Below are 25,241 nucleotides of genomic sequence, written 5' to 3'. Positions count from 1 at the left end.
AGCCACTACATGCAGTAATTACATTTGTGTAGTTATCCACCGACATTCCACACGTTGCCCACAGTCCCCCGGCGCAAAACCGCCGAGATTCCGCGGAACTGCACCGAGTTATCCACAGTCACCGCCCGGAACATTATTTTGCCTGTGGAATCTCGGGCGGCGTGTCGTATCGGCCGGCCCCAGGCACACGAAAGCCCCGACGTCCAAAGACAGTCGGGGCTCTATCGTGAGTCGAATTCGGTCAGTGACTGCCGGAACGACGCTTGTTGTAGACGTCGAAAGCCACGGCGCCCAACAGCACGAGCCCCTTGATGAGCTGTTGGAACTCTGTTCCCACACCGAGAATCGACATACCGTTGTTCAGGATTCCAATGATCAGGCCACCGATGATGGCACCGGTCACCGTGCCGATACCGCCCGTAACTGCCGCGCCACCGATGAATACGGCCGCAATTGCATCAAGTTCGAAGCCATCACCGGCCTTGGGATTGGCGAGGTTCAGCTGTGCGGTGAAGACCAGGCCGGCGAGGGCCGCGATAACGCCCATGTTAACGAAGAGCAAGAACGTGACCCGCTTGGTCTTTACACCCGAGAGGGCCGCCGCGAGCCTGTTCCCGCCAAGCGCGTACACATGTCGCCCGAAGACGCTTCGAGACATCACTGCGGAATATCCCACAGTGAGAATGCCGAGCACGACGAGCACGATCGGAGTGCCACGGTAGCTGGCGAGCAGGAACGTTATCAATAGGATCAGTCCAGCGGTGAACACGAGCTTGACCAGGAACCACGCTAGCGGTTCATCTTCCACGTCGTACTTCCTGCGCGCCATGCGAGATCTCACGCCCTGAGCCACCAGCAGGACGGTTGCGAGTAATCCCAGCCCCACTGTCAGCGGTTCAAGCAGACTCGTTCCGCCCCCGAGGTCCGGCAGGAACCCACTGCCAAGCGCACGGAACTCGTCGGGGAACGGCGAGATTTGCTGGTTTTGCAGAGCAATCTGAGTGAGACCACGGAATGTGAGCATGCCGGCCAAGGTGACGATGAAGGCCGGTATGCCAAAGTAGGCGATCCAGAACCCCTGCCACATTCCCACGAGCGCACCCAGGATCAGGCAGAGAATGATGGCCCCCCACCACGGAATATGCCATTGGGTGATCATGACCCCCGACATCGCGCCAACGAAGGCCACAACCGAGCCCACCGACAAATCGATATGGCCCGCGATGATCACCATGACCATACCGACCGCGAGGATAAGGATGTAGCTGTTCTGCACGATCAGGTTCGACACGTTGATCGGCTTCAGCGTAATTCCTGAAGTCGCCACTTGGAAGAAAATGATGATGGCAATCAGAGCGATGAACAGGCCAATCTGGCGGAGTTGTCCGGCGAGATAGTCGAGTGAGGATCTGAAGACAGTCATCAGCTTTCCTTGTCCCTTTCCTGGGTCATTCGTTGCATGAGATATTCGGCTGTGGCCTGGCTGCGTGGCACATCCGCGGTGATACGCCCCTCCGCCAGAGTGTAAATACGATCGCAGATACCGAGTAGCTCCGGCAGCTCGGAAGAAATGACGATGACCCCCTTCCCCTCATCGGCGAGCCGATTGATGATTCCATAGATTTCGTACTTGGCACCCACATCGATACCACGGGTGGGCTCGTCCAGGATGAGCACGTCGGGGTCTGAGAACATCCACTTCGAGAGCACGACCTTTTGCTGATTCCCGCCAGAGAGCTTGCCGGTAATTGCTTCCACGCTCGGTGCCTTGATGTTCATGCTTTTGAGAAAGCCTTCCGCGACGGTGGACTCGCGGTTCGCATCGACCCAACCGCTCCGTGCCAGCTTCTGCAGCGCGGCCAGCGAGATATTGCGCTGGATATTTTCGATCAGGTTGAGACCGAAGTGTTTGCGGTCCTCAGTGGCATAGGCAAGGCCGTGGCCGATGGCCGCCGAGACCGTGTTGGTCTTGATCAGCACCCCATTCTTGAACACTCGCCCCGAGATTTTGGCCCCGTAACTGTGGCCGAAGACGCTCATCGCCAGCTCGGTGCGCCCGGCCCCCATGAGGCCAGCGATGCCTACAATCTCGCCCGCTTTCACGTGGATATTGGCGTCCTTGACGACCATACGATCATGGTGCAGTGGATGGTAGACAGTCCAGTCCTCTACGCGCAGGATCTCTTCGCCGATGTGCGGCGTGTGGTCCGGATACCGACTCCCCAGGTCTCGGCCAACCATCCCCTTGATGATGCGCTCCTCCGAAATCTCATCCTTGTGCATGTCGAGGGTCTCAATGGTCTTGCCATCTCGGATGATCGTGACCTTGTCGGCGATTGCCTTAATCTCATTCAGCTTGTGGCTGATCATGATCGAGGTGATCCCTTGGCCTTTCAGGTGCTTGATCAGATCAAGCAGGTGCGCTGAGTCCTCGTCATTGAGAGCGGCGGTCGGCTCATCCAGGATGAGCAGCTTCACCTCCTTGGAGAGCGCCTTCGCGATCTCCACGAGTTGCTGCTTGCCGACGCCGATGTCGGTTACTTTCGTGATGGGGTTGTCTTTCAGCCCCACTCTGGCGAGGAGTTTGGCCGCCTCGCGGTTGGTCTTATTCCAGTCGATCCAGCCATTCGTCTGCTGCTCGTTGCCGAGGTAGATGTTCTCGGCGATCGACAGGTAGGGACTCAGCGCGAGCTCCTGGTGGATGATAACGATGCCCGTGGCCTCGGACTCGTTGATGGTCTTGAACTCGACGGTCTCGTTCTCGAAAACGATCTCGCCGTCGTAACTGCCGTGCGCGTAAACGCCACTCAGCACCTTCATCAAGGTGGACTTTCCCGCACCGTTCTCACCACAAATAGCATGAATCTGGCCGCGTTCGACCGCGAGGGAGACATCCTGGAGCGCCTTGACACCTGGGAAGGTCTTCGTGATGCCGCGCATCTCGAGAATGTTGGTTGTCACCGTTGCTCCTTCTTTCATGCCTGAGGGGTAGTCGTGGCGGCGGTTCCCCACCGCCACGACCTGTTGGGGAGGGGGGACTTACTTCAGGTCGGCTTCGGTGTAGTACCCGCTATCGACGAGAACCTCCTTGTAGTTGTCGATGGTGACCACGGTGGGCTGGAACAGGAAGGTCGGGACGTCCTTGACCTTGTTGTTATAACTCTTCGTGTCGTTGACCTCCGGGGTCTTGCCGTTCAGGATGTCATCGGCCATCTTCACGGCTTCCTTGCCCAGTTGGCGAGTGTCCTTGTAGATCGTTGAATACTGCTGGCCCGAGATGATCGACTTGACCGACGCAGCTTCAGCGTCCTGGCCGGTGATGACCGGCAGGGCGTCCGCGGAGTAACCCGAGCTAGTCAGCGCCGAGATGATGCCGATGGAGAGGCCGTCATACGGGGACAGCACACCGTCAACCTTGCTGCCGTCCGAGTATGTGCTGGCGATGAGGTTCTGCATCCGTTTCTGTGCTGTCGAGGGGTCCCAACGCAACGTGGCGACCTGCGTGAAACCAGTCTGGCCACTCTTGACGTTGAGAACGCCCTTGTCGATGTAAGGCTGCAGGGTCTCCATCGCGCCGTTGAAGAAGAACGTCGCGTTGTTGTCGTCGGGGCTTCCGGCGAACAGCTCAACATTGAACGGGCCGGCCTCGCTGGTGTCCTTACCGGAAGCATCGAGGATGCCCAGGCCGGTGAGCAGGCTGGATGCCTGGTCGACACCAACCTTGAAGTTGTCGAACGTGGTGTAGTAGTCGACGTTTTTGTTGCCGTTAATCAGGCGGTCGTATGCGATGACCTTGACGCCCGACTTGCCGGCCTGGTCAAGCTGGTCGCTCAGCGCTGTTCCGTCGATTGAGGCGATAATGAGGATCTTCGCGCCCTTAGTGAGCATGTTGCTGATCTGCTGCACTTGCGTGGGGATCTTGTCATCCGCGTACTCAAGGTCGACCTTGTAACCGAGCGCCTCCAGGTCGGCTTTGACGGCGTCGCCGTCTTTGATCCACCGCTCGGAGGTCTTGGTTGGCATGGCCACCCCGACGAGCGCACCCTTGTTGGCTCCCGCAGCGTCAGTCGTGGTGGTCGAACCACCACGGGTTCCCGAGCAGGCCGCGAGCGTGAGTACGAGTCCAATGGCAGCAATGCCGATAAGGACCTTTCGTGTCTTCACTGTGTTTCCCTTCGAATTTCTATATTTTCGACGATGATGTCAAGGCGGTGATTGAGATAGTGCTGGTAATGTTGGTCCCGCTACAGGCCTTGCGCCAGTCGGTAGTAGGCCTGGTTCCAACGCACCTCACGCGTGAAATCCCGCTGGGTGGTGGTCTTATCGATCACAAGAAGCTCGGTTCGAGCTATCTCGGCGAAATCGTGGAAAACCTCGATGCCGACGGCGGTCGACATCACGGTGTGGTGGGCGGCGCCGGCGGTGAGCCAGGCAGCGGCCGAGGTGGCGAAGTCGGGTTCGGGGCGCCAGACGGCGCGTCCCACCGGCAGGTTCGGCAGCGCGGCTGTCGGCTCGACAACCTCGACCACATTCGCCACCAGGCGGAATCGATCGCGCATGTCGCTCATCGCCACAACCACGGCGGGGCCGGGGTCGGTGTTGAAGACCAGGCGCACGGGGTCTTCGCGGCCGCCGATACCGAGCGGATGGATCTCGAGCGTCGGCCGTTCGCTGGTGAGCGAGGGGCTCACCTCGAGCATGTGAGCACCGAGAATCAACTCGGCGCCGGGGGTGAGGTCGTAGGTGTAGTCCTCCATCAGGCTCGCGCCGCCCGGAAGGCCGGAACCCATCACATTGGCAACACGCACCAAAACGGATGTCTTCCAGTCGCCCTCTGCGCCGAAGCCGTAGCCCTGGGCCATCAGGCGCTGAACGGCAAGGCCGGGCAGTTGGCGCAGGGCGCCTAAGTCTTCGAAGCTCGTGGTGAACGCGGCGAAGTCGCCGGCCTCGAGGAAGCTCTTCAGCCCCAGCTCGATCGCGGCGCCGTAGCGCAGCGACTCGTGCCGTTCGCCCCCCTTGCGCAGTTCGGGAACCACGTCGTACAGGTCGTCATATTCGGCGACCAAGACGTCGATGGCGGCATCCGTTGCGGAGTGCACGGCCTCGGCCAACTCGTTCACAGGCCAGGTGTTGACCTGCACGCCGAAGCGCAGTTCGGCCTCGGTTTTGTCGCCCTCGGTCACGGCCACGTAGCGCATGTTGTCTCCGAAGCGGGCGAGCTTCATGCTGCGGCTGGCTGCCCAGCCAGCCGCGGCGCGGGTCCAAGAGCCGATGCTGCCGGACACGGCCGGGTTGGACACGTGGCCGACCACGGTCTTGCGGGTCACGCCGAGACGAGTCTGGATGTAGCCGAACTCACGGTCGCCGTGCGCGGCCTGGTTGAGGTTCATGAAATCAAAATCGATCTCGGCCCAGGGCAACTCGACATTCGCCTGCGTGTGCAGGTGCAGCAGGGGCTTGGTGAGCGCGTCGAGGCCGGCGATCCACATCTTGGCCGGGGAAAACGTATGCATCCAGGCGATCAGGCCGATAACGCGGTCGTCGGCATTGGCATCAAGGGCTGCACGGCGGATGGACTCGGAGTCTTTTAGCACCGGCTTCCAGACCACATTGACCGGGACGGCGGTCGATGAGTGGAGCGCCCGAGCGATTTGCTGGGATTGCTCGGCCACCTGGCGCAGGGTCTCTTCGCCGTACAGGTTCTGGCTTCCGGTGAGGAACCAAACCTCGTATTGGTCGAGGGTCGTGGTGAGAGATGCCATTACTTCAGTGCTCCCTACGGAGCTTGTCCGTAGACGTTCTGGTATCGGGCAAATAGGGAATCGATGGAATCCTGCGAAATGGGAACGAGGTCGCCGCCCGCTCGGGCGAGCTGCACCGTGCGGGCCACGTCTTCCACCATCACGGCGGCCTTCACTGCGTCCCGGGCGTCCTTACCAATCGTGAACGGCCCGTGGTTAGCCATCAACACGGCCCGCGAACGGTGGCCGGCGAGGGTCTCGACGATGCCGCGGCCGATCGAATCATCACCGATAATCGCGAACGGTCCCACCGGAATCGGGCCACCGAATTCATCGGCCATGGCCGTGATCACACACGGGATGGCTTCGTTACGGGCGGCCCAGGCCGTGGCGTAAGTGGAATGCGTGTGCACGACGCCCCCAACGTCAGGCATGTTCCGATAGACGTATGCGTGCGCCGCGGTGTCACTCGACGGCGAACGGTCGGCGCCGGGCGTGCCCGGGATGACATTTCCCTGGAGGTCGCAGAGAATCATGTTCTCGGGAGCCAGGTCGGCATAGTCGACTCCGCTGGGCTTGATCACGAAGAGCTCCGCGCCCGGCACACGGCCGGAAACGTTGCCACCGGTCCAGACCACGAGTCCATTGCGGAACAGCTCGGCGTGCAGGCGGGTGATCTCGGCGCGAACGCGGGCGATCGCTACTTCGATCTGGGGTCCGTAGGTACTCATACCGACACCAGCGCTTCCCGTGCGGTGACCGCAGCCCGACGTTTGAGGGCCTTGAGGCGGTGCATAACGTCGTTTTCGCCGCGACCAAAATAATCGTGCAGCCGCGTGTATTCCGCGAATAGCTCGTCATACGCCGCCGAAGACGCCTCGTTGGGCACATAGACGTTTTTGTTGAGCTTGCCCATCTTCTCGCCGGCCGCGCGCACGTCGGGGTAAGCGCCGGCAGCAACGGCGGCGTGAATAGCCGCGCCAAGCGCGGGGCCCTGATCGCTCGCGATAGTGCTGATGGGCATGCGGAGAATATCGCTGTAAATCTGCATTAGGAACGCGTTTTTCAACAGGCCGCCGGCCACGATGAACTCGGTCACCGGCACGTGGCTGTCGTTGAATGTTTCCACGATGGCGCGGGTGCCAAAGGCCGTTGCTTCCAGCAGTGCACGGTAAATCTCTTCGGGCCGGGTAGTGAGGGTCATGCCGATGACTAGCCCGGAGAGTTCGTGGTCGACGAGTACTGAGCGGTTACCGCTGTGCCAGTCGAGCGCCACGAGCCCGTGCCCGCCAACGGGCTGGTCTTTGATGAGCTCGGTGAGGTACTCATGCACGCTGCGGCCGAGCGCGCGGGCCTCTTCCACGTATGCCGCCGGTACCTGGTTATTGACGTACCATGCGAAAATGTCGCCAACGCCGGATTGGCCGGCCTCGTAGCCGTAAAGCCCGGAGATGATGCCGCCGTCGACGACGCCGCACATCCCCGGCACCTCGGCGAGACGGTCGGAGTTCATCACTTGGCAGGTGCTGGTACCCATGATGGCCACCATTTGGCCGGGATTCACAGCCTGCGCGGCCGGGGCTGTCACGTGGGCGTCCACGTTGCCGACTGCCACGTGAATGCCTTCGGGGAGCCCCGTCCAGGCTGCGGCCTCGGCCGACAGCGAGCCAGCGGATGCGCCGAGCTGACCGATCTCGTGCGCCACTTTGTCGAGGGCAAAGCGTGAAAAGGCCGGATTGAGCGTGCCGAGGAAGGCCTCGCTCGGGTACTCGCCGTCCTGCAGGATGCCTTTGTATCCAGCAGTGCAGGCATTGCGCAGGTAACGCCCGGTCAGCTGCCAGACGATCCAGTCGGCGGCCTCGACCCAGTGGTCCATACGGTTGTAGAGCTCGGGGTCTTCCTCGAGAAGCTGGAGTCCCTTGGCGAATTCCCATTCGCTCGAGATCAGCCCGCCGTAACGCGGCAGCCAGCTCTCACCGCGCGAGGTCGCGAGGTCATTGATGCGATCGGCCTGGCCCTGTGCCGCGTGGTGGCGCCAGAGTTTCACATACGCGTGCGGGCGGCCCGCGTATTCGGCGAGCTCGTTGAGTGGCGTACCGTCGGCGAGTACGGGAACCATCGTGCATGCAGTGAAGTCGGTCCCGATTCCGATGACGCGAGATAAGTCGATGCCAGCGCTTGCGACGGCGGCCGGAACCGCACTCTGCAACACAGCCACGTAGTCCGCGGGTACTTGAAGTGCCCACTCGGGCGGAAGCGCCTCACCAGTCGCGGCGAGGGTCGTGTCCATGACCGCGTGGGGATAATCCAGGACGGCGGAGCCAAGCTCGACACCATCGGAGACGCGTACGACCACGGCCCGGCCGGAGAGAGTTCCGAAGTCGACGCCGATGACGTAAGACTCGGCGTCAGCCACCGCCGCAGCGCTTGCTGCAGGGTCGACCGATTCTCCGGCAGATGGGCGGGGCGCGGTGGTCACGAAATTGACTCCTTTGTCGGTTCTGGTGCGAACGCAAGGCGACGTCCCGTCGCGATGGATTACCACAGGTCATCATCGATATGTGAACGGTCACATTGATGAGTTCACTTTGGCCCAGACTCGATTCGCCTGTCAATACCCTTTTATCTCGTTTGGATAACGACGCCGAAACGAGGCTGGTTAGCGCAGGGAAGTCCGACTGGCCGCTACCACGCGGGCGGGGCCGTAGACGACCGCACCACGAGCTCGGGGATGAGCGGGCTCGACGAAGCTTCGTTCGCGCCACCGGTGATGTTGGCCAGGAGCAGGGCGATGCAGCGACGTCCGAGCTCGGCGAAGTCCTGGCGCACGGTGGTCAGTGGCGGCCAGAAGTGTGCAGCCTCAGGAATGTCGTCGAATCCAACGATGCTGACGTCGCGCGGAATATCGAGCCCGGCGTCGCGGATGGCGTGCATGAGCCCGAGCGCCATCTGGTCGTTGGACGAGAAAATTGCAGTGAAATCGCGCACCCGGAGCAGCTCGCGCCCGGCATGGTATCCGAAGCCGGCGGTCCAGTCGCCCAGGATTGGCGCGGTAGTTGGGACGTCATTCGCCCCCATTTCCTCGAGGAATCCGCGCATGCGCGCCTCAGCCTCGATCCAGTCCTGCGGTCCAGCGAGGTGATAGATGTTGCGGTGTCCGAGGTCGATGAGATGTCGAGTGGCGAGGCGGGCGCCAGCTATCTGGTCAACAGAGAGGGCGTGCTTGTCTGCAACACCGGTGGACTGCAGCGTCACATACGGCACGGCGATGGACAGCTTTTCGATGGCTTCAATGACCCGTACCTGGGGTGCGATGACGACGATGCCCTCCACCGACTGGTCCATCAGGTGGTCAACGGCAGCCTGGATCGACGAGGGTTCCCCTCGAGAGATATTGGCTGTGTTCACGAAATATCCAGCTTCCCTGGCAGCATCCTGGATCGCCGCAATACTGCTCGCCGGACCGTATTCCGCGCTCATTGCCGACAGCACGCCGATCGTGCGGGACTGCCCCTTGACCAGAGCCCGTGCGGCGCTGTTCGGTCGGTATTGCAGGTCGTCGATGACCTGCTGAACGCGCAGTTTGGTCGATTCCCGGATGCTGGGGTGGGCGTTGAGTACGCGCGACACAGTCTGGTGCGAGACCCCGGCTAGGCGTGCCACGTCGCGAATGCTCGGGGCGCGTCCCGTGGGCGGGTTCTCGGACACCATCACCCCCGTTGGAATGTGCACGGTCACAATTGCGACCCACCCTATTATGCCCCGGCGCACGACAGATGTGACAGTCACATGCTGGCCAGCTGGCGGCCGACGTCTCTATCCGGAAGGTGGCTCGATCCGCCAGCTACTCCACTTTGTGCGCTCCATCCGCTGCCCGAACCACGAACATGACCGGGGCGACGTAGCCCCACGCGGTGAACGCGGCGCCGACCGCGGCTTCGATGACGGGGCGCAGTCCGCTGGGAATGAGCGCGATCGCGGCCCCGCCAAACCCGCCGCCGGTCATTCGGGCGCCGATCGCACCGGCCGCGCGCGCGGTCTCCACGGCGAGGTCGAGTTCGGGAACCGAGATTTCAAAGTCGTCCCGCATCGACAAGTGCGAGGCATCCAGCAACGCACCGATCGCGGTCGGCCCCTGCTCACGGAGCGTCTGCACTGTTTCCAGAACGCGCTGATTCTCGGTCACGATGTGACGCACCCGGCGAAAGGTCTCGTCATCGAGCAACTCGGCCGCCCTGGCGAGGTCACTGACCCCCAAATCACGAAGGGCCGGCACGCCCATCAGTCGCGCGCCCAGCTCGCAGGATGCTCGGCGTGAGGCATAGCCGCCGGTTGAGTGGGCGTGGCTCACCTGGCTGTCGATGATCAGCAGGTCGAGACCGGCCGGGTCACAACCCAACGGAATGACCTCGGCGTGCAGACTCCGACAGTCCAAAAACACGACGGCGTCGACGCGGCCGAGCAGCGACGCAGACTGGTCCATGATGCCCGTGGGTGCGCCAACTACCTGGTTTTCGGCGAGCTGCCCGGCCAGTGCGAGGGTGCGCAGCTCGAGACCGAGCTGCCAGAGGTCATTCAGGGCAACCGCCACGGCACACTCGATCGCGGCGGACGATGACAGGCCGGCACCGACCGGTACGTCGGAGACGATGTACGCGTCGAAGCCGGTCACCGCGCCGAGATCGGCGCCGAATTGCCCGAGCGCCCAGGCGATGCCGAGCGGGTACGCCGACCAGTCGGCCAGATTCTCCGGGATGAGGTCGTCTAGTCCAAGCTCGACGGTCCGTTCAGCGAAGGAACTTGCGACTCGCATCAGCCGGTCGTCGCGCGGAGCGAGAGCAACAATCGTGCGCCGGTCGATCGCAAGAGGCAGCACGAATCCCTCGTTGTAGTCGGTGTGCTCGCCGATCAGGTTGACCCGACCGGGGGCCGACCAGAGTCCATCAGGCGCACGCCCGAACCGGGCTGCAAATCCTGCTCTCGCACTGCTGCACAGGTTAGTCATGGTGGGGCTTCTCCGGGGTCGCTGTGCGGGCGGGCGGAGTAGCGGCAGCGGATGCCGCGGCATCCGCTGCGTCGGCCCGCTCGATCGCCTCGCGAATCGTGGTCGCGGCCTGTTCGGGGGTGACGTCGCCGATCCAGGCCCCCATCGCGGCTTCCGACCCGGCGAGGTACTTGAGCTTGTCCTCGGCTCGACGCGGGCTCGTCACCTGCAGCATCAGTCGAATCTCCGAGCGTCGGACGTGCACGGGTGCCTGGTGCCAGGCCCCGATGTACGGGGTCGGCGTCGAGTAGATGGCGTCGATTCCACGCAGGAGGCGCCGGTAGAGCACCGCCAGTTCGTCGCGCTCTGCGAGGGTGGTGGCGGCGAAGTCAGGCACGTGCCGGTTCGGGAGCATATGCACTTCGATCGGCCAACGAGCCGCGAAGGGAACAAAAGCAGTCCAATACGCCCCCTGCAGAACGACACGGTCACCGGCCTGCTCAAGAGTCAGGATATCCGCGAACAACGTCGGCCCATAGACGTCGAGCGACTCGATCAGCTGCCGCGTGCGCGGGGTCACGTAGGGATATGCATAGATCTGGCCGTGCGGATGCCGTAGCGTCACGCCGATCGCCTCGCCGCGATTCTCGAACGGAAAGACCTGCTCGATGCCGGGCAGGCTCGACAGTGCATACGTGCGCTCAGCCCACGCCTCAATCACCGTGCGAGCACGAGTGGCCGAGAGGCTCGCGAACGATCCCTCGTTTTCCGGGCTGAAGCAGACGACCTCACAGCGTCCAACGGACGTGCGGGTGCGCCCCAGACCGATCGTGGCGAGATCCGCGAGACCGGCCGGGGCGTCGGCATCCGTTAGTAGCGGGCCGAAAGACGGGGTCTTGTTCTCGAAGACTGCCACGTCATAGTTGCTCGGCACCTCGGACGGATTGTCCGGGGTTGACGGTGCCAGCGGATCAAGGTGCGCCGGCGGCAGGAACACCCGGTTTTGCCGGGCGGCAGCGATCGACACCCATTCCGCGCTCAGTGGGTCCTGCCGCATGCTGGCAGTGGCGGGGCGCTGATCAAGTTCGCGCACATCGGCGGCCCGATCCGGCGACAGCGTGGTGTCAGGATCGTCGAAGTAGAAGAGGTCTCGACCGTCGGCCAGGGTGTGCTGCTGTCGAGCGATGCCGGCGTCGGCGATGAAGTCTGCGTGTCTCATAGCAGTTTCTACAGTATCTGATTTTACTTTCCGAAACCAGAGACTTTCGAATTGAAAGAAATGACGAAGTAAGTAAAGATGGAGGCATGGCTTCCCTCGACCCCTTGCAGAGCCCGACGACCGCACTGTCGACGTCACCCGACCGCGACGGGCTACCGGGGCCCGTCAGGCGCGAGCAGATCCACAGGCTCATCGACGAACGCGGTTTCGTGCAGGTTCGCGAATTGCGGGAGACCTTTGGCGTGTCCGGTGTCACGGCCAGAGCGGATCTCGATGCGCTCGAAACTGCAGGAGCGGTCCAACGCGTACACGGCGGGGCAGTGCTCGCCCGAGGCTCTTCCGGGCAGCCAATGATCGAGTCCTCCTTCGAACAGGCGCTCGCTTCGTCCGTCATACCCAAACAACAAATTGGCTCGCTCGCGGCCGGCCTCGTCTCAACCGGGCAGAGCGTCATCCTCGACGTTGGCTCGACCACCCTCGCGATCGCCCGTGCCCTCGTGGCCCGCCAAGAATTGACCGACGTAGTGATTATCACGAACGGGCTGAGCATCGCACTCGAGCTGGAGCCAGCCATCCCCCGCTTCACCGTGATCGTGACCGGCGGTTCCTTGCGCCCGCGTCAGCACTCGCTCGTGGAACCACTCGCCTCCTCCGTGCTCAGCCAGGTACACGCCGACCTAGCCTTCATCGGCTGCAACGGTGTAGATGCCGAGCACGGCGTCACGAACATCAACCTGCCCGAGGCGGGCACCAAGAAGCTCATGCTCGCGGCGACGACCCGCTCCATCATCGTGGCCGACGCGTCCAAGCTCGGCCAGGTACACCTCGGCCAGGTCGGGCCACTTCGTTCCTTTGACACCCTGATCACGGATACCGCGGCGGACAGCGCTGCGCTCGCGCCTTTTCGTGAGGCCGGCCTCGCCGTGTTGCAACCGCAACACACACTTTCCTGACGTGGTTGCGCCCAGCGGGGAGTTTTCTCACGGGGCCGGCTTCTGCTGACGCCCGCCCTTTAAGTAGCCCCTGAAACCTGACTGCCAGGCCGTTGGATTGTTGCGACCGGGCAAGGACACCGATCCGGCGCGGTCCGCAAACAGGTCACACTGGAGTCATGCCAATTCTGAACAAGGACATGACCCTGTGCATCTCGCTGTCGGCCCGGCCGAGCAACCTGGGCACCCGGTTTCACAACTACCTCTATGAGGAGCTGGGCCTGAACTTCATCTACAAGGCCTTCGCTCCGACCAACCTGGCCGATGCCATCGCTGGTGTGCGCGGCCTGGGCATCCGCGGCTGTGCGGTGTCGATGCCCTACAAGGAACAGGTTATTGCGCTGATCGACGACATGGATGCCTCAGCGTTGGCCATCGACTCGGTCAACACGATCGTGAACGACGGCGGCCGCCTGACCGCCTACAACACGGACTATTCCGCGGTGCAGCGGCTGTTGGCGGAGCATGAGGTGCCGAGCACCCTGTCGGTGATCGTGCGCGGTAGCGGCGGCATGGCGAAGGCCGTCGCGGCAGCCTTGCACGATGCCGGCTCCGACCGGGGAACGATTGTGGCGCGCAACGAGGTCACCGGCCGCGCCCTGGCCGCACTGTACAACTATGAGTGGGCACCCGAGGTGGGCACGCTGACCGCCGACCTGATCGTCAATGTCACACCGGTAGGTATGGCCGGCGGCGAGGCATCCGCTGACAGCTCATTTTCGGCGAAAGCAATTGCAGCGGCACGGGTGGTCTTCGACGTCGTGGCGTCGCCGTCCGAGACTCCGCTCATTCTGGCGGCGCGAGCGCTCGGCACGCCGGTCATCACCGGCGCAGAGGTCGTGGCCCTGCAGGCCGAGGAACAGTTCTACCTGTACACCGGTATCCGTCCCACCCCCGACCAGGTGCGCCGCGCCTCCGCCTTCTCCCGCCTCCCCTGACCCTCGTGGACGGGGCCCGGGCCCGGACCACGGGCCCAGTTTATAAACTGGGCCTACGGACGGGGCCCGGGCCCCGTCCCAAGAGCAGGCAGGGTCAGGCGCGGGGCAGGGCGGCCTCGAGGTCGGCTATGAGGTCGGCGACGTCCTCGATGCCGACGGAGAGGCGCACGATGTTGTCGGGCACCTCCAGCTCGGTGCCGCGCACCGAGGCGTGCGTCATTTCCGAGGGATAGTTCACGAGCGACTCGACGCCGCCGAGCGATTCGGCCAGCTGGAACAGGTGCATCGACTCGGCGAACAGGCGCGCGGCGGCCGCGCCACCGACGAATGCGACGGAGATCATGCCGCCGAAGCCGGACATCTGCTTCTTGGCGAGGTCGTGGCCGGGGTGGCCGGGCAGTCCCGGGTAATAGACGGCAGCGATCGCGGGGTGGCCGTCGAGGTATTCGGCGATGGCCTGGGCGTTCTTACAGTGCCGTTCCATGCGCACCGAGAGCGTCTTGATGCCGCGCACGGTGAGCCAGGAGTCGAGCGGTGCTGAGACGGGGCCGGCCGCGAACTGCAGAAACTGGGCTTTCGCGTAGAGCTCGTCGTCGTTGATGATGAGGGCGCCGCCGAGCACGTCGGAGTGACCGCCGAGATATTTCGTGGTCGAGTGCACCACCACGTCAGCGCCGAATTCAAGCGGATGCTGCAGCGCCGGTGACGCAAAGGTGTTATCGACGATCGCGACCACGCCGTGCCGGTGCGCGATCTCGGCGAGCGCCGCAATGTCGCTGATCTTCATGAGCGGGTTGCTCGGCGTCTCCACCCAGAGGATCTTCGTTTCGGGGCGGATGGCCGCCTCGACCGCCGCGAGGTCGCTCATCTCGACCGTGGTGTTGAGCACCCCCCAGGCACCGTGCACCTTGCTGATGAGGCGGTGGGTTCCGCCGTAAACGTCATTGCCGAGCACGACGTGGTCGCCAGGTGCCAGGATGGCGCGCAGGATGGTGTCTTCGGCGGCGAGTCCGCTGGCAAAGGACAGTCCGTGCTTGCCGCCTTCCAGCGCTGCGAGGAGCGATTCGAGCACGGTGCGCGTGGGGTTGCCGCCGCGGCTGTACTCGTAGCCGCCGCGCAGGTTGCCGATGCCGTCCTGCACGTAGGTGGAGGTCTGGTAGATCGGCGGAATGACGGCGCCGGTGGTCGGGTCGAATTCCTGACCGGCGTGGATGGCGATCGTGTCGAAGTTCATGATTGCTCCCTCTGTAGAAATTAGACGCTCAGATAGCTGAGCAGGTCGTGCCGGGTGATGACGCCGAGCGGCTTGCCGCCGTCGGTGACGAGCAGCGCATCGTGCTCGGCGAAGGCAGCGCGCGCGGCGGCGACCGGCTCGTTGACGCCGATCAGCGGCAGCGCGTCGCCGACAATGGAGCCAACCCGATCTGTGAGTTTCGCGTCGCCGGAGAAGACCAGGCCCATCAGGGCGCGTTCGTCGACCGCTCCAAGTACCTCGCCCATCACGACGGGCGGCTTGGCGCTCAGGACGAGCAGCTGCGACACACCCTGGCTGGTCATGGTTTCGATCGCATCGTGCACGGTGTCGCTCGGGTGCACATAGACCAGGTCCGGCAGGCTCCCGGTCTTCGATTCGAGCAAATTGGCGACGGTGTGACCGGCGGGGGCGTTGCTGAAACCGTAGCTGCGCATCCACCCGTCGTTGAAGATTTTGCCGAGGTAGCCGCGACCGCCGTCGGGCAGCAGCACCACGATCGTGTCGCCTTGGCCGAGCTTCTCGGCGGCGCGTAGGGCGGCCACGACGGCCATGCCGCTGGAGCCGCCGACGAGGATTCCCTCTTCGAGGGCGAGCCTGCGGGTCATGGCGAAGGAGTCGGCGTCGGAGACGGCGATCACCTCATGCACGACCGTGGGGTCGTAGGCGCCCGGCCAGAAGTCTTCACCGACACCCTCGACCAGGTAGGGGCGGCCGGTGCCGCCGGAGTAGACCGAGCCCTCAGGGTCGGCGCCGATGATGCGTACGGCGTCATTCGACACCTCACGCAGGTAGCGACCGGTTCCGGTGATGGTGCCGCCGGTGCCGACGCCGGCGACGAAGTGGGTGACCGTGCCGTCGGTGTCACGCCAGATCTCAGGGCCGGTCGTCTCGTAGTGACTGAGCGGGCCGTTCGGGTTGAAGTACTGATTGGGCTTGAACGCGCCCGGAATATCCCGGGCCAGCCGGTCGGAAACGCTGTAGTACGACTCGGGGTCTTCAGGGGCAACGGATGTCGGCGTCACAACGATCTCGGCGCCGTACGCCGTGAGCACGTTGCGTTTGTCCTCGCCGACCTTGTCGGGCAGCACGAACACGCACTTGTAGCCGCGCTGCTGGGCGACCAGGGCCAGGCCCACTCCGGTGTTGCCCGAGGTGGGTTCGACGATCGTGCCGCCGGGTTTCAGAAGGCCCTCGCGCTCGGCGGCGTCGATGATGCGCACGGCGATGCGGTCCTTTGCTGAGCCGCCCGGGTTCAGGTATTCGAGCTTCACGAGCACCGTCGCGGTGAGTCCGTCGGTGACCTTGTGGAGTTTAACCAACGGGGTGTCACCGATGAGGTCAAGGACGGTGTCTGCGATTTTCATGGGGAATTCCTTTGGTCAAGCAGCAGGGTCGAGCCGCGCGCGTTCAAACAGGCGCGGCATCGGGGTTGCACACCGAACGGCGGCCGAACGGGTTCGTGGAGGGTCGGCTAGCGACATCAACAACACGGCGAATGAACGGACACCCACCCAGTCTATCGGGCGCCGAGAGCCGCCGACCAGCCTGAGAAAGAACTGTGAGAGCGGCATCGGGGGAAGCCACAGGGGCGACTGTTACGTTCGAATGGAAGTAGATCCAACAGAGAGGCCCTCGTGACCCCCCAGCCCGGTTCCCCCGTCAACCAAGCGTCGCTCAAGCAGGAACGCGCCGCAAAGCGCACGAAAAAGCTGGAGGAGTATCACCGCCAGCAAAAGCGCGGCAAGCGTAACCGTCTGATTGGCATCGTCGGCGGCGCGGTGGCCGTGGTCGCGATCATCGCACTCATCGTCACTGCCTTCGTGCTCACCCCGAAGGCCGCCAACTATGCGGGCGGCGGCGCGGGGGACGCGTCGACGATCGACGGCGTCGAGACGTTCAGCAACACGGCCAGCCACGTCGAGACCGCCGTCACCTACGAGCAGACGCCGCCGGCCGGCGGCGAGCACAACCGGGCCTGGCTCAACTGCGGTGTCTACGACCAGGCCGTTCCCAACGAGAACGCCGTGCACTCGCTCGAGCACGGCGCCATTTGGGTCACCTACGACCCGTCGATCTCCGATGCCGAGCTCGCCACGCTGAAGGCCGAACTGCCCTCGACCTACGTCGTGCTCTCTCCCTTCGAAGGAATTCCGGCACCGATCGTGCTCAGCGGCTGGAACGCACAGCTTCAGGTGGACAGCGCCGGCGACCCCCGCATCGGCGAGTTCTTCACCGAATTCTGGAAGAGCGTCAACGTGCCCGAAAACACCGCACCGTGCACGGGCGCGATCGACGCCCCCGGCAAAGTCTCCTAGAACGCACGACCCCGTGACCGCTGACAATCCGCCGTCCGCCAGCACAGCGGATGTTCATCCCTCACGCCGGCGTCGCACACTTTTCATGGTCGTCACGGTGGTCGTCACAGCGCTCGTCGTGGGCGCCGCAGCCTTCTCGGCGGGGCGGCTCAGCACAATCGCGGACGCCACGCCGGACACGACGAGCGCCGAGGCGGGCTTCGCCCGGGACATGCAGGTGCATCACGACCAGGGCGTCGAACTCGCCCTGATCATTCGCGATCGCACCGAGGATGCACCGGTGCGGCTGCTGGCCTACGACATCGCCACGACGCAGGCCAAGCAGAGTGGGCAGATGGCCGGGTGGCTCGCTGTCTGGGGCCTGCCGCAGTTCTCCCCCGAACCCTCGATGACCTGGATGACACGGCCGACCCTGGCTGGGGAGTCGCACGACGGATCCCATACTGCTGGATCCGACGCCGCGCACGTGGCGGGAGAACCGATGCCGGGGCTGGCGACGCCGGCGCAGATTGCGGCGCTCACCGCGGCATCCGGTGTGGAAGCGGAGCGACAGTTTCTGGTCATCATGATCGCCCACCACCGTGGTGCCATCGAGATGGCCGACGCGGTGCTCGACCGAAACACCAACGCGACGGTGCGGGCGTTTGCGACCGCCGTGGTCCTGAGCCAGCAGTCCGAGATCGACCTGATGACCGGCATGCTCGCCGACCGTTCGTAGCCTGTCCGCTGGGCATTTTCGCGCCGGGCCCACCTTATGGCCACGGGCCCAGTTTATAAACTGGGCCCGTGGACGGGGCCCGGGCCCCGTCCGGTTAGAGGACGGGGCTCGACGTGATTTGGCGGGCGTAGAGGGAGGCGTAGACCGCGCCTTGGGCCAGGAGTTCGGCGTGGGTGCCGCGCTCCACGATTCGGCCGGCATCGACGACGAAGATCACGTCGGCATCGACGATGGTCGACAGGCGGTGGGCGATCGCGATGGTCGTGCGGCCGTGGCTGGCCGTGTCGAGGGCAGCCTGCACCACGCTCTCGGAGATGGAGTCGAGCGCGCTCGTGGCCTCGTCGAGGATGAGCACGGGCGGGTCCTTCAGCAGCACCCGGGCAATAGCGATGCGCTGTTTCTCACCGCCGGAGAGTCGATAGCCGCGCTCCCCCACCATGGTGTCGTACTTCTCGGGGAACGAGTCGATCGTGTCGTGGATGTTCGCGGCACGCGCGGCCGCGACCAGCTCGGCATCCGTCGCCTCCGGCTTGGCGTAGCGCAGGTTCTCGGCGATCGTCGCGTGGAACAGGTAGGTCTCCTGGCTCACGATGCCGATGTGCGAGACGAGCGATTGCTGCTGCAGGTCGCGCACGTCGAGGCCGGAGAACAGCACCCGGCCGGCCGACACCTCATAGAAGCGCGGAATCAGGTAGGACACCGTGGTCTTGCCGGCGCCGGACGGTCCGACGAAGGCGGCGAACTGCCCCGGCTCGATCGTGAGGGACACGTCGTCGAGGGTCGGGCGGGCGTCACGACCGGCATCCGGATAGTTGAAGCGCACCCGGTCGAACTCGACCCGCCCGCGCTCAGAACCGACAGACGGCACCAGCGCTGCATCCGGCTTGTCGCTGATCGCCGGCTTCAGGTCGAGGTATTCAAAGATGCGCGCGAACAGCGCCGACGAGGTCTGCAGGTCGAGCGCAACGCGCATCAGGCCGAGTAGCGGAAAAATGAGCCGAGCCTGCACTGTGGTGAACGCCACGATCGTGCCCGGTGTGACGTCCGTCGTGCCGTTGAACATGAGGGCACCGGCCACAAGGTACACGATCGCCGGAATCGCCGACAGGAACACGCTCACCGTGGCGAAGAACCACTGGCCGCTCATCTGCTGGCTCACCTGCAGCCGCACCTGGTTGCGGTTCTCTTCGGCATACCGATCGATCTCGTTCTGCTGCCGGGTGAAACTTTTCGACAGTAGAATGCCCGACACGCTCAGGGTCTCCTGCGTGATGGCGGTCATGTCCGACAGCGATTCCTGCGTCTTGCCGGCGATGCGCGCGCGCACCTGGCCGACGCGGCGCTGGGCGAATACCAGAATCGGCATGAGCACGACGGCCACGATGGTCAGCTGCCAGTTGAGCAGCAGCATCGCCACGAAGGCCGCGATAACCGTGACCGTGTTACCCAGGATGCTGGAAATTGTGTTGGTCAGTACCGTCGCGACACCGCCGACGTCGTTCTGCAGCCGAGACTGAATCACGCCGGTCTTGGTCTTCGTGAAGAAGCTCAGCTCCATCGCCTGCAGGTGCGTGAACAGCCGCACGCGCAGGGCGCCCATGACCTTGTTGCCGACGCTCGCGGTGAGCCAGGTCTGCCAGACGCCAAGCAGCGCATTGACCAGAAAAACACCGAGCATGAGGGCCACGAGAACCCCGAGCACCGACAGGTTGGGGGGGCCGGCGGGCGGAAACAGCCCGTCGTCGAAGGCGCGCTGCGTGAGCAACGGCGGCACGACCGACAGCGCGGCACTGACCAGAACCAGCACGACGGTGACGATGAGCGTGCTGCGGTGCGGGGCGAACAGTGCGCCGATTCGAGCGAGCAGGTGCGGGATGCGCGGGGCGAGCGCGTTCTCGGCTCGCTGCGCCGCAGCATCCGCTCCGCTGACCCGTTTGCGCGGGCGTTCGACGCCCGCCTGCTGCCGCGGGCCGTGGCCAGGGGCGCCGTGCATTCCACTCATGCATTCACTCTAAACGTCGCCGCTGACCCGGCAGAACGGATGCTCGTGGCAGGGCCGGCCACGAGCATCCGTTCTCTCGAAAATCCGCCTGCTAACCCTTCGTAGAACCGGCGAGCAGGCCGCGCACGAAGAAGCGTTGCAGCGAGAAGAACACGATCAGCGGCACCAGAATCGACAGGAACGCGCCGGCCGTCAGCAGATGCCAGTCCTGCCCGCGAGCACCGGAGAGCTCGGCCAGCAACTTGGTCATCGGAGCGACCGCGCCGTCGGCGAAGATCAGCGCCACCAGGAGGTCGTTCCAGACCCAGAGAAACTGGAAGATGGCGATCGACGCGATGGCCGGCATGGTCAGCGGCAGCACGATGCGAAAGAAGATCTGCCCGTGGCCGGCGCCGTCCACGCGGGCGGCCTCGATGACCTCGCTCGGAATCTCCGAGACGAAGTTGTGCAGCAGGTAGATGGCCAGGGGAAGAGCGAACATGGTGTGCGCGATCCATACCTGCGAATAGCCACTGCCGGGGTTGAGTGCCGCGACGACCGGGAAGCCAAAAACAGTGCCGCCGGAGAAGAACTGCAGCAGCGGAACCAGCGCCATCTGAATCGGCACGATCTGCAACGCGAACACACCGATGAACATGATGTTCTTGCCGCGGAAGTCGATCCAGGCAAAGGCGTAGGCGGCGAGGCTGGCAATCATCAGCGGAATCAGCGTGGCCGGCAGGGTGATCGCGATCGAGTTGATGAACGCCCCGGCCAGGTTCAGCTGGCTGTTGCCGGCGGCCAGAGCCGTGGTGTAGTTGTCGAAGGTGACCCCGGTGTTGGTGAAAATGGTCCACCAACCGGTGGTGCGCACCTCCTGGGCCGGGCGGAAGGACGACACCAGCAGGCCCAGGGTGGGGATCGACCACAGCACCGCGATGATGAGCGCCCCAATGGTCGCTCCGCGGCTGGTCAGCCGTTTCTTGGTGTTGCGGGCGATGGGCGACTCCATCCGGCGAACGCCGCGTCGGAGTCGCCGTGTGGTCTGGGCGTCCATGGGAAGTCTTACGGGCATGACGGAGCTCATCGGATTTCCCTCTGCTTCTTGATCTGGCGGGCGTTGTACACAACGATCGGGAGGACCAACAGGAACAGCACCAGGGCGAAGGCGGCTGAGCGGCCCTGCTCGAAATTCTTGAACTGGGTGTACATTTCGTTGGCGACGACGCTGGTCTCGTTCGAGCCGGCCGTCGTCGTGCGCACAATATCGAAGACCTTGAGCGACACGATAGAAATCGTGGTCAAGACGACGACCAGAGCGCTGCGGATGCCGGGAACGGTCACGTTCACAAATTGCTGCCAGGCGTTGGTGCCGTCGAGCTCTGCGGCCTCCATCTGCTCGGTCGGCACACCCTTGATGGCGGCTGAGAGCACGACCATGGCGAATCCGGTCTGCACCCAGATGAGGATCACGATCAAAAACAGGGTATTGAACGGGGAGACGGAGAGAAAGTCCACCGGCTGGCCGCCGAACAGAACGACGATCTGGTTGAGCAGGCCGATCTGGTCCTGGTCGGCTGGCCGAGCGGTGTAAACGAACCGCCAGATAATGGATGCTCCCACCAGCGAAATAGCCATCGGCATGAAGACCAGAATCTTGAAGTATTTCTCACCGCGACTCTTGTCGATGAACACCGCGTAGGCCAGGCCGGCGATGGTGGAGATGGTCGGAACGATGAGCACCCAGACGATGGTGTTGAGCACGATGCGTACGTTCTCGGGCTGGGTGAAGATCCAGGCGAAGTTCTCGAAGCCCACGAACCGGTCTCCCCGAGCGCTCATGAAGGCCTGCACCGTGGTTTGAATGGTGGGGATGACCAGGCCGATCGCGAGCAGGAGCACGGCCGGAGCGAGAAAGCCGACCAGCTGGAACAGATAACCAGCGCCCTTGCGGGAGCGGTAATCGAGGTAGAAGAAGCCGAGGCCGAGCACACCGGCGCCGATGATCGCCCAGGTATATGAGTTGGCGATGAGCAGGATCAGCAATGGTGCGAGCACGCAGACGGCGAGACGGATGATCGTGTACAGGCGGCCGGAGCGTGGGGCGATCTCGACGAAGAAGAGGATGGCGCCGACCACGACGCCGAAAGCCAGGATGACGATGGGGACTTGCGCCAGTGCGGGTAACTGCGCCAACCAGGAGAAGAAAGCGGACATCTGAAACCTTTCGAGTACGACAGTGGACCCTGGTGTTCGCCCGAGAGGCGGTGAAAACGTATCGATAACGTACACCGGTAGCGCACGGTGTGCCGCCCGTTTCGTGAATCGGGCGGCACACCGTGGTTATGCCTGGGTACAGACGACTTTCACTAGTTGCTCGGCCAGCCCGCTTCGATGCTCGTGAGCACTTCGTCGGTCGGCGTGCCGTTGATCCAGCTGACCATGCCTTTCCAGAAGGTTCCCGATCCCACGGCACCCGGCATCAGGTCGGAGGCGTCGAAGCGGAAGGTGGTCTTCGGGTCTTGCAGGGTCTTGATGGCTTGCTGCAGGATGGGGCTCGATGCACTTGCGGGGTCGAGGCCCTTGTTGGCGCTGATCACACCACCGAGTTTGACCCGGCTGTTGGCCCAGTCAGCGCTAGAGAGGTATTCGAGCACTTTCTGGGTGTCGGCGTCGTCGGAGAAGGCTCCGACGATTTCGCCACCACCGGTGACCGCCTGGCCGCCGGCCTTGGCGGACGGGGTGATGAAGGCCCACACGTCGGCGTCTGGGCCGACCGTTCCGCCGGCATCCGTAATGAAACCGTCGAAGAAGGAGGCCTGGTGGGTCAGGGCGCAGGTGCCGTCGGAGATCGGCGTGGCGACGTCACCGAACGGGGTGCTGTTGATCGACTTGACGTCACCGAAACCGGCATTCACATAGGCCGGGTTGAGCAGGATCTGTCCGAGGGAGTCGAAAGCGCTCTTGATGGCCGGGTCGGTGAACGGAATCTTGTTGGCCACCCACTTGTCGTAGGTGTCAGCTCCGGCCTGGCGCAGCACGAGGTCTTCGACCCAGTCGGTGCCCGGCCAGCCGGTGGCGTCACCGGAGCCGAAGCCCGCGCACCAGGGCGCCTTGCCGGTCTTCTCCTGGATGGTCTTGGTGACGGCGAGCAGTTCGTCCCAGGTGGTGGGAACGTCAACGCCCCACTCCTTGAACTTGGCCGGCGAATACCAGACGAAGCCCTTGACGCTGGCCATCAGCGGCGCGCCGTACAGGGTGCCGTCCGACGTGCCGTAGGCCTTCCAGTCGGCCGACCAGTTCTTGTCGACGTTGGCGGCGACGGCAGCGGGTGCCGCCTTGAGGAAGTTGCGAGAGGCGAGGTCCTTCATAAGCCCGGGCTGCGGGAAGATCGCAATGTCGGGAGCGTTACCGCCCTGCGCGCGAATGGAGATCTGCGATTCGAATTCCTTCGACGATTCGTACTGAATGTCGATCTTGTTGTCTTTCTCCCACCCGGCCCAGGACTCTTCGAGCAGCTGGGCTTCTTTGTCGGCGATCGTGCCGTAGACGGTGACGACGCCGTCGCCCTTAGCTCCCGACGTGGAGGCTGTAGTACCGGGACCGCCGGAACAACCGGCCAGGGCTAGACCAGCAATCGCCGCCATGGCGATCGGTGCTGTAAATCGACGGTGCAGGGAAGGCCGCATTTTGTTTCTCCTCATTGAGTGGTGCCGGGTCGTGTGGTGCCGGGTCGTGTGGTGCTAAACGGTGGTGAACTCGGTGGATCAGCTACCCGTAACGTTCCCGTAGCCACAGATCGGGAACCGGTTCCAGACCATAAAGTACGTTACCCGTTTGGGGATAGCAAGCCCGCAAATGTAACGGAATGGCAAAGATATCGAAGCCTCCGTCACCGGGTACGAGATTCTAATGACGAATTGACCACAAAATCAAGAGGCTTCATGGAACCGGTTCCATGTTGGTCCAGAGCAGGCTAGTCTGAACACATAGTCCCCAAGGATGGAGGCCCCATGAGTGCAATCGGCGATGTCGCGCGCCTCGCCGGCGTGGCCAAAGCCACGGCCAGCCGAGCGCTCAGCGGCCGGGGTTACGTGTCGACCGAGACCCGCGCCAAGGTCGTTGCGGCCGCGCAGGAGATTGGTTACGTCGCTTCACCCAACGCGGCCAGCCTGGTAACCGGCCGCACTCAAAGCGTCGGCGTGATCATCCCCTTCATCAGCCGGTGGTTCTTCGGCGAGGTGCTCGAAAGCGTGGAGCAGGCTCTGCTCGACCAGGGCTACGACATGACGCTGTACAACCTGCCGCCCGAGTCCCTCGAGCGCGACCGAGTATTCGACTTCTTTCTGGCCCGCAAGCGCTTCGATGGCATCATCTCGGTCGGCGTCGCCCTCAGCGAGCGCGAGGTTGAGCACCTGCACCGGCTCGGCCGGCCGCTGGTCGGCATCGGCGGGCCGATCCGCGGCACCACCACGATCGAGATCGACGACGTTGCGGCTGCCCGTCTGGCCACCGAACACCTGCTCAGCCTGGGCCACCGTGACATCGTGCACGTGGGCGGCAGCCAGGTCGATGAGATGGACTTTCACGTGCACAGCAATCGCCTGCGCGGATTCCAGGCGGCGATGATGGCCGCCGGGCTATCGGTGAGCGGATGCTTCTACTCGGCCGAGTTCACCATGCCGGGGGGCTACGAGCGCGGTCTGGCCATTCTCGGCGATCCGCGCCGTCGCCCCACCGCGATTTTCGCGGCGAGTGACGAGATTGCCTTCGGACTCATTCTGGCGGCCCGCGAGCTGGGCATCCGCGTACCGACCGAGCTCAGCGTCATCGGGATCGACGGCCACCCGTATGCCGAGATGTTCCGCCTGACCACCCTCGCGCAGCATCCGCGCGCCCAGGGTGGACTCGCCGTGCGCACCCTGCTCGCCGAACTCGCCACCAAGGACGGCACGAAACTCCATACCCGCCGAGAGAGCACAGCCCCCGACCAGACTGACACCGACGGTACGAGCGACTCCATCGTTCTGGCGACCAACCTGGTCATTCGGTCCAGCACGAGCGCGCCGCGGGCCAGGGTGACGCACGGGTCCTAGGC

Annotated in this window: 20 protein-coding genes; 5 read left to right on the top strand and 15 right to left on the bottom strand. The window is 63.8% G+C overall.

The genetic code is table 11. The annotated features are described in order from the left end of the window. Positions 1–241: 241 nt before the first annotated feature. From mmsB to galT, 9 genes are all read right to left on the bottom strand, one after another. Entirely contained in the window at positions 242–1,423 is a 1,182-nt protein-coding gene (mmsB, locus tag E3T29_RS08810; RefSeq protein ID WP_092340389.1) for a multiple monosaccharide ABC transporter permease, read from the bottom strand. Further along, positions 1,423–2,961 (bottom strand): multiple monosaccharide ABC transporter ATP-binding protein, encoded by a 1,539-nt coding sequence (mmsA, locus tag E3T29_RS08805; RefSeq protein ID WP_092340390.1) that lies wholly within the window; start codon positions 2,959–2,961, stop codon positions 1,423–1,425. Before mmsA ends, mmsB begins: the two co-directional genes overlap by 1 nt. Positions 2,962–3,039: 78 nt before the next feature. Further along, complete coding sequence (gene chvE / locus E3T29_RS08800; RefSeq protein WP_134345105.1) at positions 3,040–4,164, bottom strand: multiple monosaccharide ABC transporter substrate-binding protein; 1,125 nt, start codon at positions 4,162–4,164, stop codon at positions 3,040–3,042. Positions 4,165–4,244: 80 nt separating this feature from the next. Continuing rightward, complete coding sequence (gene araA / locus E3T29_RS08795; RefSeq protein ID WP_092340392.1) at positions 4,245–5,762, bottom strand: L-arabinose isomerase; 1,518 nt, start codon at positions 5,760–5,762, stop codon at positions 4,245–4,247. Between the two features lie 14 nt (positions 5,763–5,776). Further along, positions 5,777–6,472 carry an L-ribulose-5-phosphate 4-epimerase gene (locus E3T29_RS08790; protein WP_134345104.1) on the bottom strand — a complete coding sequence of 232 codons (696 nt, stop codon included), beginning with the start codon at positions 6,470–6,472 and terminating at the stop codon, positions 5,777–5,779. Continuing rightward, positions 6,469–8,157, bottom strand: coding sequence for a ribulokinase (gene araB, locus E3T29_RS08785; RefSeq protein ID WP_134345164.1), 1,689 nt, complete (start codon positions 8,155–8,157; stop codon positions 6,469–6,471). The genes E3T29_RS08790 and araB overlap by 4 nt, the downstream gene beginning before the upstream one ends. A gap of 269 nt (positions 8,158–8,426) precedes the next feature. Beyond that, positions 8,427–9,452, bottom strand: coding sequence for a LacI family DNA-binding transcriptional regulator (locus tag E3T29_RS08780; RefSeq protein ID WP_092340395.1), 1,026 nt, complete (start codon positions 9,450–9,452; stop codon positions 8,427–8,429). Positions 9,453–9,585: 133 nt separating this feature from the next. Then, on the bottom strand, positions 9,586–10,746 hold the full coding sequence (galK, locus tag E3T29_RS08775; protein WP_134345103.1) for a galactokinase: 1,161 nt from the start codon (positions 10,744–10,746) through the stop codon (positions 9,586–9,588). Beyond that, positions 10,739–11,944: a galactose-1-phosphate uridylyltransferase gene (galT, locus tag E3T29_RS08770; RefSeq protein WP_134345102.1), complete on the bottom strand. Its 1,206-nt coding sequence runs from the start codon at positions 11,942–11,944 to the stop codon at positions 10,739–10,741. Before galT ends, galK begins: the two co-directional genes overlap by 8 nt. 86 nt (positions 11,945–12,030) lie before the next feature. On the opposite strand from galT, the gene E3T29_RS08765 reads away from it, so the two are divergent. Together E3T29_RS08765 and E3T29_RS08760 are read left to right on the top strand one after the other, a co-directional pair. Then, positions 12,031–12,897 carry a DeoR/GlpR family DNA-binding transcription regulator gene (locus E3T29_RS08765; RefSeq protein ID WP_134345101.1) on the top strand — a complete coding sequence of 289 codons (867 nt, stop codon included), beginning with the start codon at positions 12,031–12,033 and terminating at the stop codon, positions 12,895–12,897. A gap of 158 nt (positions 12,898–13,055) precedes the next feature. Further along, positions 13,056–13,874: a shikimate 5-dehydrogenase gene (locus tag E3T29_RS08760; RefSeq protein ID WP_134345100.1), complete on the top strand. Its 819-nt coding sequence runs from the start codon at positions 13,056–13,058 to the stop codon at positions 13,872–13,874. Between the two features lie 94 nt (positions 13,875–13,968). On the opposite strand, the gene E3T29_RS08755 is transcribed toward E3T29_RS08760, so the two are convergent. Both E3T29_RS08755 and E3T29_RS08750 read right to left on the bottom strand, forming a co-directional pair. After that, positions 13,969–15,108, bottom strand: coding sequence for a cystathionine gamma-synthase (locus tag E3T29_RS08755; RefSeq protein ID WP_134345099.1), 1,140 nt, complete (start codon positions 15,106–15,108; stop codon positions 13,969–13,971). Positions 15,109–15,128: 20 nt separating this feature from the next. After that, positions 15,129–16,493 carry a cystathionine beta-synthase gene (locus E3T29_RS08750; RefSeq protein WP_134345098.1) on the bottom strand — a complete coding sequence of 455 codons (1,365 nt, stop codon included), beginning with the start codon at positions 16,491–16,493 and terminating at the stop codon, positions 15,129–15,131. 270 nt (positions 16,494–16,763) lie between these two features. Here E3T29_RS08750 and E3T29_RS08745 point away from each other — a divergent pair, with 270 nt between their 5' ends. Together E3T29_RS08745 and E3T29_RS08740 are read left to right on the top strand one after the other, a co-directional pair. Continuing rightward, a complete protein-coding gene (locus E3T29_RS08745) occupies positions 16,764–17,444 on the top strand; it encodes a DUF3105 domain-containing protein (protein ID WP_134345097.1) in 681 nt (226 codons plus the stop codon). A 13-nt stretch (positions 17,445–17,457) separates the two neighbouring features. Beyond that, positions 17,458–18,162, top strand: a complete 705-nt coding sequence (locus E3T29_RS08740) for a DUF305 domain-containing protein (RefSeq protein ID WP_241987720.1) — start codon at positions 17,458–17,460, stop codon at positions 18,160–18,162. Positions 18,163–18,256: 94 nt separating this feature from the next. On the opposite strand, the gene E3T29_RS08735 is transcribed toward E3T29_RS08740, so the two are convergent. The 4 genes from E3T29_RS08735 to E3T29_RS08720 all read right to left on the bottom strand — a co-directional run bounded on the left by E3T29_RS08735 (position 18,257) and on the right by E3T29_RS08720 (position 23,832). Then, a complete protein-coding gene (locus E3T29_RS08735; RefSeq protein WP_370449137.1) occupies positions 18,257–20,164 on the bottom strand; it encodes an ABC transporter ATP-binding protein in 1,908 nt (635 codons plus the stop codon). A gap of 91 nt (positions 20,165–20,255) precedes the next feature. Beyond that, the gene (locus E3T29_RS08730; RefSeq protein WP_134345096.1) at positions 20,256–21,230 is read right to left on the bottom strand and encodes a carbohydrate ABC transporter permease; all 975 of its coding nucleotides are present in this window, start codon (positions 21,228–21,230) and stop codon (positions 20,256–20,258) included. Continuing rightward, the gene (locus E3T29_RS08725; RefSeq protein ID WP_134345095.1) at positions 21,227–22,360 is read right to left on the bottom strand and encodes a carbohydrate ABC transporter permease; all 1,134 of its coding nucleotides are present in this window, start codon (positions 22,358–22,360) and stop codon (positions 21,227–21,229) included. The genes E3T29_RS08730 and E3T29_RS08725 overlap by 4 nt, the downstream gene beginning before the upstream one ends. 152 nt (positions 22,361–22,512) lie before the next feature. Beyond that, positions 22,513–23,832 (bottom strand): ABC transporter substrate-binding protein, encoded by a 1,320-nt coding sequence (locus E3T29_RS08720; protein WP_134345094.1) that lies wholly within the window; start codon positions 23,830–23,832, stop codon positions 22,513–22,515. Between the two features lie 324 nt (positions 23,833–24,156). Here E3T29_RS08720 and E3T29_RS08715 point away from each other — a divergent pair, with 324 nt between their 5' ends. Then, the gene (locus E3T29_RS08715) at positions 24,157–25,239 is read left to right on the top strand and encodes a LacI family DNA-binding transcriptional regulator (protein ID WP_092340407.1); all 1,083 of its coding nucleotides are present in this window, start codon (positions 24,157–24,159) and stop codon (positions 25,237–25,239) included. Positions 25,240–25,241 lie beyond the last annotated feature (2 nt).

It is taken from the genome of Cryobacterium sp. TMT1-66-1, assembly GCF_004403435.1.
Classification (GTDB): Bacteria; Actinomycetota; Actinomycetes; order Actinomycetales; family Microbacteriaceae; genus Cryobacterium; species Cryobacterium flavum.
The sequence above is the reverse complement of the archived record's forward strand: the minus strand, read 5'-3'. Positions and strand labels throughout refer to the sequence as shown.